The organism is Streptomyces sp. NBC_00647, from assembly GCF_045207245.1.
Lineage (GTDB): Bacteria > Actinomycetota > Actinomycetes > Streptomycetales > Streptomycetaceae > Streptomyces.
The window spans coordinates 4853970-4867358 of record NZ_CP109040.1 but is presented as its reverse complement, the minus strand read 5'-3'; the positions used below and the strand labels follow the sequence as shown (position 1 = coordinate 4867358).

Below are 13389 nucleotides of genomic sequence, written 5' to 3'. Positions count from 1 at the left end.
GTTCCCGGCACCCCCGGAACCCGGACACCCGGCGTCCCCGCCGCCCCGAGGGCAGGGGAACCGGCCTCCCCTACCACCCCGGCACGGGTGCCGGCCCCAACCCTCTCTTTCGCCCCCTCCGCCCCTACCCGTCCCGTACCTGGGGCTCCGCCCCAGACCCCGCTCCTCAAACGCCGGAGGGGCTGGATCTTGCACGGGAGGGGCCGGATCGAGCAGCGGCTCCCGATGCGACTCACGTCTGATCCAGCGGCGACGGACTGGGATGTACCGGCACGGCCCCGACCCACCCACCGGCCCGCAGGCACCCTCGGCAGGCACGGCGGCAGGCGCCCCGGCGGGAGCAGGAGAGAGCGCGCGGTACCTTCATGCCGCGACCCGGCGCTGCATTCGCGGTCGCGCCAGGCGAGAGGGAGAGTGAACCCGTGAGTAAGTTCGTGCGGCCGGCTGCCGAGGGCGCGGACCCGTTCGGTACGTCCCGCCTGCGCCGCGGCGTGCTGGACGCCTGGGCGACCAGCCCGGCCCGGTTCCGCGAGGACGCCAACGCCGAGGAGGACCTCGTCCTGGGCGGGTACCGCGACCGGCTCGTCGTGGAGCTGGCCCAGAACGCCGCCGACGCGGCCGCCCGCGCGGGCACCCCCGGCCGCCTGCGCCTCACCCTCCGCGACGGCGTCCTCGTGGCGGCCAACACCGGCGCCCCCCTCGACGCGGCCGGCGTCGAGTCGCTCGCCACCCTCCGCGCCTCCGCGAAGAGGGACGCCCACGACACCGCCGTGGGCCGTTTCGGTGTCGGTTTCGCCGCGGTCCTCGCCGTGACGGACGAGCCCGCCGTCGTCGGGCGGCAGGGCGGCGTCCGCTGGGCACTCGCCGAGGCACGCGATCTCGCCGCCGGCACCGCCGGGGACAGCCCCGGCCTCGGTGACGAGATCCGCCGCCGGGACGGCCATGTCCCGCTCCTGCGGCTGCCGTTCGCGGCCGAGGGCACCGCCCCGGACCCGTACGACACCGCCGTGATCCTGCCCCTGCGCGACACCGCCGCCGAGGACCTCGCCGAGCGCCTCCTGCGGAACATCGACGACGCCCTCCTGCTGGCCCTTCCCGGCCTGGAGGAAGTCGTCGTCGAGATCGGAGACGCGGAGGTCCGCACCCTGCGCCGCGTCAGCGCCGAGCACGGGGCCGTCATCGACGACTCCCGCGACGGCACGACCCGCTACCGCACCGTCGCCCACCACGGCCCCCTCGACCCCGCCCTGCTCGCCGACCGCCCGGTCGAGGAGCGGCTGCGCCCGCACTGGTCGGTGACCTGGGCCGTCCCGGTCGACGCCGACGGAGCCCCGGCCCGCCCGCGGACGAGCCCCGTCGTGCACGCGCCGACGCCGAGCGACGAAGCCCTCGGGGTACCGGCGCTCCTCATCGCCTCCCTCCCGCTCGACACCACCCGGCGCCACGCGTCGCCCGGCCCGCTCACCGACTTCCTGGTGGAGCGCGCGGCGGACGCCTACGCCGAACTCCTCGCCGCCTGGCGGCCGGTGGGCACCGGGATCATCGACCTGGTGCCCGGCCCGCTCGGCAAGGGCGAGCTGGACGGCGCCCTGCGCCAGGCGATTCTGGACCGGCTGCCGCGCACCGCGTTCCTGCCGCCGGCGGCACCGCCCGACCGGGTGCCGGCCGCCGACACCCCGGACGACTGGCCCGGGAGCAGCCCCGCGGAGAACCCCACCGCCCTGCGGCCGCGCGACGCCGAGGTGGTGGAGGGCGCGGGCGCCGAGACCGTCCGGGTGCTCGCCGAGGTGCTGACCGGCCTGCTGCCCGCCGGGCTGGAACGGCGCGTGGAACTGCGCACGCTGGGCGTGGCCCGGGTCCCGCTCACCGAGGCCGTGGACCGGCTGGCCGGTCTGGAGAAGGACCCGGACTGGTGGTACCGCCTGTACGACAGCCTCGCCGGGGTCGACCCGGACCGGCTGTCCGGACTGCCCGTGCCGCTGGCCGACGGCCGTACGACGATCGGGCCCCGCCAGATCCTGCTGCCCATCGCCGACGCGTCGCCGGTGGCCCCCGACACGCTCGCGCGCCTCGGCCTCAAGGTCGCGCACCCGGACGCCGCCCACCCGCTCCTGGAGAAGCTGGGCGCTCTTCCTGCCTCGCCCCGCGCGGTGCTCACCACCCCGCAGGTGCGGGCCGCCGTGGCGGCCTCGCTCGACGACGAGGGCGGAGCGTGGGACGAGGACACCCCGGACGCGGAGGAGCTGGCGGACACCGTCCTCGCGCTCGTCCGTGACGCGGCCCTCGAACCCGGGGACGAGCCCTGGCTCGGCGCCCTCGCGCTGCCGGACGACGAGGGGGAGCTCGTGCCCGCCGGTGAACTCGTGCTGCCCGGCAGCGCGTTCGCCCAGGTAATGCGCGAGGACGAACTCGCCTTCGTCGACTCCGAGCTGGCCGGCCGCTGGGGCGAGCAGCCGCTCGCCGCCTGTGGCGTGCTCGCGGGCTTCGCCCTGGTGCGGGCCACGGACGTCGTCCTCGATCCGGACGAACTGGAGCCGCGCGACGCGGACTTCGCCGAACCCGACGACGCGGGCCTGCTGGACGCGGTGGACGTGTGGTGCGAGGACGTCCTGGACCGGCTGCCCGACTCGCCGGTGCCGCCCGTCGCGACCGAGATCGTCGCCGTACGGGATCTGGATCTGGTGGACGACGAGCGGTGGCCGCAGGCCCTCGCCCTGCTCGCCCAGCCGCCGCTGCGGGACGCGATCACCCAGCAGGTGCGCATTCTGCTGCCGGACGGTACGCACGAGATCGTCCGGCCGTACACGGCCTGGTGGCTGCGCGGGCATCCCGTGCTCGACGGACGCCGCCCGGCCGGTCTGCGGGCCGCCGGCGGCGATCCGCTGCTGCGCGGCCTCTACGACGAGGCCGACGCGACCGGCTTCGACGACGAACAGGTACTGCGAGCGCTCGGCGTCCGTACGTCGGTGGCCGCCCTGCTCGCCGAGCCGGGCGGTGCCGCCGAGCTGCTCGACCGTCTCGCCGACCCGGACCGTGAGGTCTCCGGCTCCCAACTGCACGCTCTCTACGGCGCGTTGGCTGACCTCGATCCGGAACAGGTGACGCTGCCGGACGAGCTGCGGGCCGTCGTGGACGGTGAGGTGCGGGTCGTGGACGCCGCCGACGCGGTGGTCGTGGATTCGCCGGATCTCCTGGCCTTCACCGACGGGGTGCCGCTGCTTCCGGTGCCGCCGTCGCGGGCCGCCGAGCTCGCCGAGCTGTTCCAGGTGCGGCGGCTGAGCGAGTCCGTCACCGGCGAGGTGACCTCCGAGGGCGCCGAGCACGACGTACCGGAGTCGGTACGGGTCCTGCTGGGCCCCGCGACCCCCGCCACGTACATCGAGCACGAGGAGCTCGTGGTCGACGGCACCGAACTCGACTGGCGCCGCACCCGGGACGGGGTGCTGCACGCCGCCACGCTGGAGGGTGTCGCCGCCGGACTCGCCTGGTCGGCGGGCCAGTGGCCGCGCCGCTTCGAGGTCGCCGCCCTGCTGGAGGACCCGTCCCGCACCGAGGAACTGGCCCGGGACCGCTGGTTCGACTGAGGCAGGGGCCGGGCCCCGGGGTCGTGCACGCCGCGGGTGTGCGACCCCTTGGGCGGGCCTGCGCCATGATCTTGGTCATGTGCGCATAAAGGTTTTCTCACTCGTACAACCATTCGCTCCCGTCACGGATCTGAGCATCGGAGTCAACTGACTCCACGATCATTCGGCCCCGTACGTGACCGCGAGTCGTGAGACGAGAGCGTCGGGGCCCCTTCTCGACCTGGGGAATACATGCGCATGCGTGCCACCCTCGGCGTTGCCCTCGGCGCCCTGGCCCTCTCCGCTCTCGCCGTGCCTGCCGCGCAGGCCGACGAGGTCCACGGAGACACCACGATCTCGAGCGTCGTGGTGAACGGCGGCAGTCCGGTCGTCGTCGGCGCGACCCAGAAGAAGACCATCACGGTCAGCTTCACCGTAAAGGACGCCTCGGGCGTCGACTGGGCGCAGGCGATCCTGTACCACGGCACGGACATCGAGTCGTCCGACAGCGGTGCCGTCGCCAACGGCAGCGACGGCCGTGCCACCTGCACCGTGGTCAGCGCCACGACGTCGACCTGCAAGTCGACCTTCGACCTGGAGCCGGGCACCAACCTGGTCAACTCGGTGGCCGGCGGCTGGAAGGTCTGGGCGATCGCCGCAGGCAAGGACTCCGACTACACGCAGAAGGACAACGCCAAGAGCTTCCAGGTCCAGCGCCTGTCGAAGCTGACGGTCAACGCCTCGCCGGAGCCGGTGAAGAAGGGCAAGACCATCACGGTCACCGGCACGCTGACGCGCGCCAACTGGGACACCCACAAGTACGCGGGCTACACCGTCCAGCCGGTGCTGCTGCAGTTCCGCAAGAAGACCACCGCCACCTACACCGGCAGCGTCAAGACGGTCAAGACGGACAGCGCCGGCAACCTGAAGACCACCACGACGGCCACCGTCGACGGTTACTTCCGCTACAACTTCGAGGGCACCTCGACCACCCCGGCCGTCAAGGCCACGGGTGACTACGTCGACGTGCAGTAACCCTTGAAGTAGCCCCTACGCGGGAACGCGGCGGTCGACCCACCTCCACAGGAGTTCCAGGACGGCCGCCGCCACCGCCGAGATCAGCACCGCGATCCACGGCATCGTCGCGCCGACCAGCTTCAGCGCGAAGAAGTGCTGCAGTTTCGGCACGACGAGCACCAGCACGAACGCCCCGCCCATCGCGGCGACGAGGCAGATCCGCCACCAGGTGTACGGCCGGGCGATGATCGCCAGCACCCACATCGAGATCAGGAAGAGCGTCAGCGTCGCGGCGCTCGTCTCCGCGTCCAGCGAACCTTCCCCCGTGTAGTAGTGGCGCGCGATCAGATACGTCACGAAGGTGGCCACCCCCGCGACGACCCCGCCCGGGATCGAATACCGCATCACCCGCTGCACGAAGTGGGGCTGGGCGCGCTCCTTGTTGGGGGCGAGGGCGAGGAAGAACGCCGGGACACCGATCGTCAGGGTGGACAGCAGGGTCAGGTGGCGCGGCAGGAAGGGGTACTCGACCTGCCAGCACACCACCAGGACCGCCAGCAGCACCGAGTAGACCGTCTTCACCAGGAAGAGCGTCGCGACCCGGGTGATGTTCCCGATGACCCGGCGGCCCTCCCCGACCACCGAGGGCAGCGTCGAGAAGCTGTTGTTGAGCAGCACGATCTGGGCCACCGCGCGGGTCGCCTCGGACCCCGAGCCCATGCTCACGCCGATGTCGGCGTCCTTCAGGGCGAGGACGTCGTTCACCCCGTCGCCGGTCATCGCCACCGTGTGCCCGCGCGACTGCAGGGCGGCGACCATGTCCCGCTTCTGCTGCGGGGTGACCCGCCCGAAGACCGTGCCCTTCTCCAGGGACTTCGCCATCTCCTCGCGCTCGTCCGGCAGTCGGCGCGCGTCCACGACCTCGCCGGTGAGCCCCAGCTTTCCCGCGACCGCGCCCACCGAGACCGCGTTGTCGCCGGAGATGACCTTGGCCTTGACGTCCTGGTCGGCGAAGTAGCGCAGGGTGTCGGCCGCGTCGGGCCGCAGCCGCTGCTCCAGGACGACCAGCGCCGCGGGCCGCGCGGCCTCCGCGACGCCGGGGTCGTCGAGATCCTTGGTGGTCCGCGCGAGCAGCAGCACCCGCAGCCCCGCCTCGTTCAGCCGCTCGGTCTCGGCGAGCGCCGCGTCGCCGGCGGGCAGCAGCACGTCGGGGGCGCCGAGCAGCCAGGTGCTCGACTCGCCGTTCCCCTCGCTGAAGCCGGCCCCGCTGTACTTGCGGGCGGAGGAGAAGGGCAGCGCCTGGGTGCAGCGCCACTCGTCGCTGTCCGGGTACGCGGAGATGATCGCCTGGAGGGAGGCGTTCGGCCGTGGATCGGACTCGCCGAGCGCGCCGAGGACCTTGCGCAGGTACGACTCGTCGCTGCCCTGCAGCGGCCGAAGCTCGGTGACGTCCATGCCGCCCTCGGTGAGGGTGCCGGTCTTGTCGAGGCAGACGGTGTCGATCCGGGCGAGACCCTCGATGGCGGGGAGCTCCTGCACGAGGCACTGTTTTCGGCCAAGTCGGATGACGCCGATCGCGAAGGCGACGGAGGTGAGCAGGACCAGCCCCTCGGGGACCATCGGCACGATCCCGCCGACGGTCCGCGCGACGGAGTCCTTGAAGCCGTGCTGCTTGACGACGAGCTGGCTGATGACCAGGCCGATCGCGGTCGGGATCATCATCCACGTCACGTACTTGAGGATGGTGGAGATACCGCTGCGCAGCTCGGAGTGGACCAGCGTGAACCGTGAGGCCTCCTCCGCCAGTTGTGCCGCGTACGCCTCCCGTCCCACTTTCGTCGCCGTGAAGGCGCCCGAGCCCGCGACCACGAAGCTTCCCGACATCACCGGGTCACCGGCGTGCTTGACCACCGGATCGGCCTCACCGGTGAGCAGCGACTCGTCGATCTCCAGCCCGTCGGCCTCCGCGCAGGTGCCGTCGACGACGACCTTGTCGCCCGGGCCGATCTCGATGAGATCCCCGAGCACGATCTCCGACGTACTGACCTCGGCGGCGACGCCGTCCCTGCGTACGGTCGGTTTCGCCTCGCCGATCACCGCGAGCGAGTCCAGGGTCTTCTTGGCCCGCCACTCCTGGATGATGCCGATCCCGGTGTTGGCGATGATCACGTATCCGAACAGGCTGTCCTGGAACGGCGCCACGAACAGCATGATCAGCCAGAGCACACCGATGATCGCGTTGAACCGGGTGAAGACGTTCGCCCGGACGATCTCGCCCACGGAGCGGCTGCTGCGCACGGGGACGTCGTTCACCTCACCGCGCGCGACCCGCTCGGCCACCTCGGCGGCGGACAGCCCGTCCGCCCGCCGGGTGGCGGGTATGGGCACGGGGTGCACGGGATCGAGTTCGGCGCCCGCGTCGATGTGGGTCATGCCAACGACGGTACGTGCGGATTTGCGGCTTCACCCGCCGAGTGCGCCAAAGATCCGACCTGGGAAGGACGGGGGCGGCGGGGAATGCTGCCGTGGGTGTAGGGGGAAGCCCTGGGGGAAGCCCTGTTACTCCGTCGCGGGGGCCGGAGACGGGCCGGCTGCCTGGGCGCGCTTGATCGCGGCGTCGCGCCTGCGGACGTACCAGATACCGATCAGTCCGAGACCTGCGCCGGCCAGGCAGGTCCAGAGCCACCACAGGTGTCCGTGGTCGTCGAACCAGCCGTAGAACGGCAGCTGCACCAGGAAGAGGACGAACCAGAGGATCGTGCCGCCCGTGATGGTGGCGACGACGGGGCCCTCCAGGGGCTCCGGCGCCTCGTGCTTGGGGGTCCACTTCGCCATGTGCACAGCTTACGAGGGTCGGAGCTCGGCATCGCTCGCCCCCTCGCTCCCCTTGCGCGGCAAGGGTCTACGCGCGGAGATAGCGATTTCCGACTCATATGTTCATACTGAAACCGTCCGAGTCTGGCCAGTTGTATTCGTATGAATCACCAACAGCGATCAGGGGGAAACCTGTTGGTGATCGACCGCTGACCAGGCTCGATCATGTTCACCGTCCCCCGCACGTTTGAGGACCCGCATGTCCACCTCGGCCGCCACCAAGGCCCCCGCCCCGCAGGAGCCGGAGTCCCGGCCCGCGCAGAGCGCCCTCGACCGCTACTTCAAGATCTCCGAGCGGGGCTCCAGCCTCCCGCGCGAGATCCGCGGCGGTTTCGCCACCTTCTTCGCGATGGCGTACATCATCGTGCTGAACCCGATCATCCTGGGCAGCGCGAAGGACATGTACGGGCACCACCTGGACAACGGGCAGCTGGTCACCGCGACCGCGCTGACCGCGGCCTTCACCACGCTCCTCATGGGCGTCATCGGCAATGTGCCGATCGCGCTGGCGGCGGGCCTCGGCGTGAACACGGTCGTCGCCCTCCAGCTCGCGCCCCGCATGTCCTGGCCGGACGCCATGGGCATGGTGGTCCTCGCGGGCTTCATCGTGATGCTCCTGGTCGCCACCGGTCTGCGCGAGCGCGTCATGAACGCGGTGCCGCTGGGCCTGCGCAAGGGCATCGCCATCGGCATCGGCCTGTTCATCATGCTGATCGGCCTGGTCGACTCCGGCTTCGTCACGCGCATCCCGGACGTGGCCCAGACGACCGTCCCGCTCCAGCTCGGCACCGACGGTCACCTCACCGGCTGGCCCGTCCTGGTCTTCATCCTCGGCACCCTGTTCACCCTCGCGCTGATGGTGCGCAAGGTGCCCGGCGCGATCCTCATCTCGATCGTCACCATGACCGTCGCCGCGGTGATCATCGACGCCGTCGCCACCATCCCGTCCTGGGGCCTGACCACCCCGAAGTGGCCCGGCAACCCGGTCGCCAGCCCGGACTTCGGGCTCGTCGGCCAGGTCAGCCTCTTCGGCGGCTTCGGCAAGGTCGGCGTCCTGACCGGCATCCTCTTCGTCTTCACCGTGCTGCTGTCGTGCTTCTTCGACGCGATGGGCACGATCATGGGCATCAGCGACGAGGCCAAGCTGACGGACGCGCAGGGCAACATGCCCGGCATCAACAAGGTCCTCTTCGTCGACGGCATCGCCGTCGCCGCGGGCGGTGCCAGCTCCTCCTCGGCCACCACGTGCTTCGTGGAATCCACGGCCGGTGTCGGTGAGGGTGCCCGCACGGGCTTCGCGAACGTGATCACCGGCGCGCTCTTCGCCGTGGCCCTCTTCCTGACCCCCGTCGCCACGATGGTCCCGTCCCAGGCCGCCACCCCGGCCCTGATCGCGGTCGGCTTCCTGATCATGTCCCACTCGATCAAGGAGATCGACTGGGCGGACTACACGATCGCCATCCCGGCCTTCGTGACCATGATGATGATGCCGTTCACCTACTCGATCACGAACGGCATCGGGATGGGCTTCATCGCCTTCGTCGTGCTGCGTCTGGCGGCGGGCCGCGGCCGTGACATCCCGGTCGCCATGTACGTGGTGTCGGCCGTGTTCACCTTCTACTACCTCATGCCGGCCCTCGGCCTGACCTGAGCGGCCCCGGCCGTGCGGGGGGTCACGTGACCCCGTAGAACTTCTCCGTCTCCTCGACGGCGGTCTGGAACCGCTCGTCGAAGTCGTCGCGAATGAGCGTCCGGACCACATAGTCCTGGACGCTCATTCCGCGTCTGGCGGCGTGTTGTCGGAGCCGGTCGAGCAGCTCCCCGTCCATCCGCAGGCTGAGCACGCTGGTCCCCATGGAGTCGAGGGTCGCCGCTTCCCGGCCGGATCCGGGTCACTTTCCGGAGCGATCTCACTCATATGAGTGATCCCGGGGTCCGGTGGCGCGTTTCCCGGGCATCCCGTTGGTCTTTAGCGAGAGTAATGAGTTAAGCTAAAGAACATGCCTGACCTCACCCATGGCGACGACGAGGCCGCCGTGAACGCCTTGCGCTCCGCAGTGATGCGGTTGTCGCGTCGACTCAAGCACCAGCGGGTCGACGAGTCGCTGAGCCCCACCGAGATGTCGGTGCTCGGCACCCTCGCCCGTTGCGGCACCGCCACACCCGGCGAGCTCGCCCGCAAGGAACATGTGCAGCCGCCGTCGATGACCCGCATCGTCGCGCTGCTCGAAGCCAAGGGTCTCGTCAGGCTGGAGCCGCACCCCGAGGACCGGCGCCAGAAGGTCGTGACGCAGACCGACAAGGCGGAGGCCATGCTCGAAGAGAGCCGCAGCAAGCGGAACGCGTTCCTGGCCGGACTGGTCGAGGCCCTCGACGAGGACGAATGGGCCAAGCTCCGCGAAGCCGCCCCCGTTCTGGAGAAGCTCGCCCACATCTGACCACCGGCGGCCCTCAGCCGATCCCCGATCCGCGAGGGCCACCCCCCTTCCCCTCAAGCGCCGACGCCCCCACCACGACGCCGACGTCCACGACTGCCCTGGAGGCGAGCCCTTTTGAGTTCGGGACCCGGAGCACACTCCGCCCCCGCACCAGCCACCCACGACTCCGAAGCCGCCCACGACTCCCCCCGTTCGTCCTCGATGTTCAGCTCGCTGAGGATCCGTAACTACCGCCTGTTCTTCCTCGGGCAGGTCGTCTCCAACACCGGCACCTGGATGCAGCGCATCGCCCAGGACTGGCTGGTGCTGAGCCTGACCGGCTCCTCCGCCGCCGTCGGCATCACCACCGCGCTCCAGTTCCTGCCGATGCTGCTCTTCGGGCTGTACGGCGGTGTCCTCGTCGACCGCATGCCCAAGCGCCCCACGCTGCTGGTCACCCAGACGGCGATGGCCCTCACCGGCCTCGCGCTCGCCTTCCTCACCCTCTCCGGCCATGTCCAGGTCTGGCACGTCTATCTCGCCGCCTTCGCCGTCGGTCTGGCCACCGTGGTCGACAACCCGGCACGCCAGTCCTTCGTCTCCGAGATGGTCGGCCCCGGCCAGCTGCAGAACGCGGTCAGCCTGAACTCCGCGAACTTCCAGTCCGCGCGCCTGGTCGGCCCCGCCGTCGCCGGCCTGCTGATCACCGGCGTCGGCACCGGCTGGGCCTTCCTCCTGAACGGCCTGTCGTTCGTGGCCCCCATCGCGGGCCTGCTGCTGATGCGCGCTCGCGAACTGCAGGTCGTCGAGCGGGCACCGCGCGCCAAGGGCCAGCTCCGCGAAGGCCTCCAGTACGTCGCGGGGCGCCCCGAACTGATCTGGCCGATCGTCCTCGTCGGCTTCATCGGCACCTTCGGCTTCAACTTCCCCGTCTGGCTGTCGGCCTACGCGGACGACACCTTCCACGCGGGCGCCGGGGCCTACAGCCTCTTCAACACCCTGATGGCGGTCGGTTCGCTGGCCGGCGCGCTGCTCGCCGCCCGGCGCGGCACGGCCCGGCTGCGCGTGCTGATCGCGGCGGCGCTGGCCTTCGGCGCGCTCGAGGTGGTGGCGGCGACGGCGCCCTCGCTCTGGCTGTTCTCCCTCCTGATGGTGCCGATCGGGATCTTCGGCCTGACGGTGAACGTCACCGCGAACACCTCGGTCCAGATGGCCACCGACCCGGCCATGCGGGGCCGTGTCATGGCGCTGTTCATGATGGTCTTCATGGGCGGCTCGCCCCTCGGCGCGCCGCTGGTCGGCTGGGTCACCGACGCCTACGGCCCCCGGGTGGGCTTCGCGCTCGGCGGACTGGTCTCGATGACCGCGGCGACGACGATCGGGCTGGTCCTGGCCCGCCTCGGCGGCCTGCGGGTCTCCCTCGGCTGGCACCACGGCCACCCCCGGGTCCGCTTCGTGCCCCGCGCGCGGAGCGAGGAGCAGCTGGCCACCGCGGTGTGAGAGACGCCCCCGGAGGCGGTCGGTCCGCTCGCGCGGCCGGCCGCCTCTCGCGTATCCGGCGGGTCGGACCTCCGGCCGCCTCGCCCGCTCCCGTGTGCTGATCGCCGTTCCCTGGAAGGCTGGCCGCATGAGACTCTTCGCGGCGGTACTGCCCCCGGCCGATGCGGTGCGTGAACTCGTCCCGGAAGTGGACGCGTTGCGGCGGATGCCGGATGCGGACGCGCTGCGCTGGACGGGCCGCCCCGGCTGGCACTTCACCCTCGCGTTCTACGGAGAGGTGGCCGAGGACACCGCCGCGGACCTCGCGGAGCGGCTGACCCGGGCCGCCCGTCGCACCGGCCCCTTCCCACTGTCCCTGCGCGGCGGCGGGCACTTCGGCGGGCGCGCCCTGTGGGTGGGGGCGGCGGGGGACACGGACACCATGCGGCTGCTGGCGGGCCGGGCGGAGGCGGCGGGCCGCAAGGCGGGCGTCGAGATGGAGGAGCACCGCCACTACCGGCCCCATCTGACGGTGGCCCGCAGCCGCGACTCCGCCGACTTCAAGCCGTACGTCGCCGCCCTGGACACCTTTGCCGGGCAGGCCTGGACGGTGCGTGAGTTGTGTCTCGTCCGCAGCAACCTGCCGACGTCGGGAGTCCCCGGTGAGCAGCCACGTTACGAGACCCTGGTGAGCCTGCCGCTGGGGGCGGGCGACGGGACCGGCCCGGCAGCCGGTTAACCTCGGTGGCGTGAACCCGAAGACCCGTAACCGGATCATGGCCGGTGTGCTCGTGCTGATGTTCGTCGTCGTGGCCCTGGCGGCGGCGGTCGGGTAGCGACCGCCACCGCCGGACGCCGGGCTGGTCGCGCCGCTACCAGGCGAACGCCTCGGGGGACGGCCCCGGCCCCGGGAAGATCTCGTCGAGACCCTCCAGGACCTCCTCCGACAGCTCCAGCTCCACGGCGCGCAGCGCCGACTCCAGCTGCTCCGCCGTGCGCGGGCCCACGATGGGGCCGGTGACACCGGGACGGGTCAGCAGCCAGGCCAGCGCGGCCTCTCCGGGCTCCAGGCCGTGCTTCTCGAGCAGGTCCTCGTACGCCTGGATCTGAGTGCGTACGGCCGTGTTGGCGAGGGCGTCGGCGGACCGGCCGCTCGCCCGGCGGCCGCCCTCGACCTCCTTCTTGATCACACCGCCCAGCAGTCCGCCGTGCAGCGGCGACCAGGGGATGACTCCGAGCCCGTACTCCCGCGCGGCCGGGACGACCTCCATCTCGGCGCGCCGCTCGGCGAGGTTGTAGAGGCACTGCTCGCTGACCAGTCCGATGGTGCCGTGGCGGCGGGCGGCGATCTCGTTGGCCTGGGCGATCTTGTAGCCGGGGAAGTTGCTGGACCCCACGTAGAGGATCTTTCCCTGCTGCACCAGGACGTCGACCGCCTGCCAGATCTCCTCGAAGGGAGTGGACCGGTCGACGTGGTGGAACTGGTAGACGTCGATGTAGTCGGTCTGGAGCCGTTTGAGGCTCGCCTCGACCGCGCGCCGGATGTTCAGGGCGGAGAGCTTGTCGTGGTTGGGCCACGCGTCGCCCTCGGCGCCCATGTTCCCGTACAGCTTGGTGGCGAGTACCGTCCGGTCGCGACGGTCGCCGCCCTGGGCGAACCAGTTCCCGATGATCGATTCCGTACGGCCCTTGTTCTCGCCCCAGCCGTACACGTTCGCCGTGTCGAAATAGTTGATTCCCGAGTCGAGCGCCGCGTCCATGATGGCGTGGCTGTCGGCCTCGTCGGTCTGCGGTCCGAAGTTCATGGTGCCGAGGACGAGCCGGCTGACCTTGAGCCCCGTGCGTCCGAGCTGTGTGTACTTCATGACTCACCAGCCAACGGGGTGGAGTGCGCTCTAGGCAAGAGCGGAGCGCCCGGCGGCGCGGGAGAACGGACTCCCGGACGAACGATCACCGGGCTCCGGATCTGTGTGCGACCGCCACCTGGGCCGAGGTCTGTCCAGCGGGGCCGGCGGCGTGCGCGGGGCGACCGAACTTCC

Annotated in this window: 10 protein-coding genes; 6 read left to right on the top strand and 4 right to left on the bottom strand. The window is 71.2% G+C overall.

Translation table 11 applies throughout. The features are described 5' to 3' along the window. Positions 1-422: 422 nt before the first annotated feature. Positions 423-3584: a sacsin N-terminal ATP-binding-like domain-containing protein gene (locus OG788_RS21170; protein WP_406372732.1), complete on the top strand. Its 3162-nt coding sequence runs from the start codon at positions 423-425 to the stop codon at positions 3582-3584. 231 nt (positions 3585-3815) lie between these two features. Then, the gene (locus tag OG788_RS21165) at positions 3816-4598 is read left to right on the top strand and encodes a calcium-binding protein (RefSeq protein WP_406372730.1); all 783 of its coding nucleotides are present in this window, start codon (positions 3816-3818) and stop codon (positions 4596-4598) included. Positions 4599-4613: 15 nt separating this feature from the next. On the opposite strand, the gene OG788_RS21160 is transcribed toward OG788_RS21165, so the two are convergent. Further along, positions 4614-7013: a cation-translocating P-type ATPase gene (locus tag OG788_RS21160; RefSeq protein ID WP_406372728.1), complete on the bottom strand. Its 2400-nt coding sequence runs from the start codon at positions 7011-7013 to the stop codon at positions 4614-4616. Between the two features lie 126 nt (positions 7014-7139). Next, the gene (locus tag OG788_RS21155; protein WP_351541561.1) at positions 7140-7415 is read right to left on the bottom strand and encodes a DUF2530 domain-containing protein; all 276 of its coding nucleotides are present in this window, start codon (positions 7413-7415) and stop codon (positions 7140-7142) included. Positions 7416-7653: 238 nt separating this feature from the next. Between OG788_RS21155 and OG788_RS21150 the strand changes: the two genes are divergently transcribed. After that, positions 7654-9105, top strand: a complete 1452-nt coding sequence (locus OG788_RS21150) for an NCS2 family permease (RefSeq protein WP_406372726.1) — start codon at positions 7654-7656, stop codon at positions 9103-9105. Positions 9106-9127: 22 nt separating this feature from the next. Here OG788_RS21150 and OG788_RS21145 read toward each other — a convergent pair whose 3' ends face one another. Continuing rightward, positions 9128-9310 carry a ribbon-helix-helix protein, CopG family gene (locus tag OG788_RS21145; RefSeq protein ID WP_406372724.1) on the bottom strand — a complete coding sequence of 61 codons (183 nt, stop codon included), beginning with the start codon at positions 9308-9310 and terminating at the stop codon, positions 9128-9130. Positions 9311-9454: 144 nt separating this feature from the next. Between OG788_RS21145 and OG788_RS21140 the strand changes: the two genes are divergently transcribed. The 3 genes from OG788_RS21140 to thpR all read left to right on the top strand — a co-directional run bounded on the left by OG788_RS21140 (position 9455) and on the right by thpR (position 12089). Beyond that, positions 9455-9892 (top strand): MarR family transcriptional regulator, encoded by a 438-nt coding sequence (locus OG788_RS21140; protein WP_351541558.1) that lies wholly within the window; start codon positions 9455-9457, stop codon positions 9890-9892. Positions 9893-10006: 114 nt separating this feature from the next. Next, a complete protein-coding gene (locus OG788_RS21135) occupies positions 10007-11371 on the top strand; it encodes an MFS transporter (protein ID WP_406372722.1) in 1365 nt (454 codons plus the stop codon). 127 nt (positions 11372-11498) lie between these two features. Then, complete coding sequence (gene thpR, locus OG788_RS21130; protein ID WP_406372720.1) at positions 11499-12089, top strand: RNA 2',3'-cyclic phosphodiesterase; 591 nt, start codon at positions 11499-11501, stop codon at positions 12087-12089. Positions 12090-12222: 133 nt separating this feature from the next. Here the strand turns inward: thpR and OG788_RS21125 are convergent, their stop codons facing one another. Continuing rightward, positions 12223-13215: an aldo/keto reductase gene (locus OG788_RS21125; protein ID WP_406372718.1), complete on the bottom strand. Its 993-nt coding sequence runs from the start codon at positions 13213-13215 to the stop codon at positions 12223-12225. Positions 13216-13389 lie beyond the last annotated feature (174 nt).

Coding starts and splice junctions, on each gene's coding strand:
- OG788_RS21155 (WP_351541561.1), bottom strand. CDS start 7,415: ATGGCGAAGTGGACCCCCAAGCACGAGGCGCCGGAGCCCCTGGAGGGC.
- OG788_RS21125 (WP_406372718.1), bottom strand. CDS start 13,215: ATGAAGTACACACAGCTCGGACGCACGGGGCTCAAGGTCAGCCGGCTC.
- thpR (WP_406372720.1), top strand. CDS start 11,499: ATGAGACTCTTCGCGGCGGTACTGCCCCCGGCCGATGCGGTGCGTGAA.
- OG788_RS21160 (WP_406372728.1), bottom strand. CDS start 7,013: ATGACCCACATCGACGCGGGCGCCGAACTCGATCCCGTGCACCCCGTG.
- OG788_RS21150 (WP_406372726.1), top strand. CDS start 7,654: ATGTCCACCTCGGCCGCCACCAAGGCCCCCGCCCCGCAGGAGCCGGAG.
- OG788_RS21140 (WP_351541558.1), top strand. CDS start 9,455: ATGCCTGACCTCACCCATGGCGACGACGAGGCCGCCGTGAACGCCTTG.
- OG788_RS21145 (WP_406372724.1), bottom strand. CDS start 9,310: ATGGGGACCAGCGTGCTCAGCCTGCGGATGGACGGGGAGCTGCTCGAC.
- OG788_RS21165 (WP_406372730.1), top strand. CDS start 3,816: ATGCGCATGCGTGCCACCCTCGGCGTTGCCCTCGGCGCCCTGGCCCTC.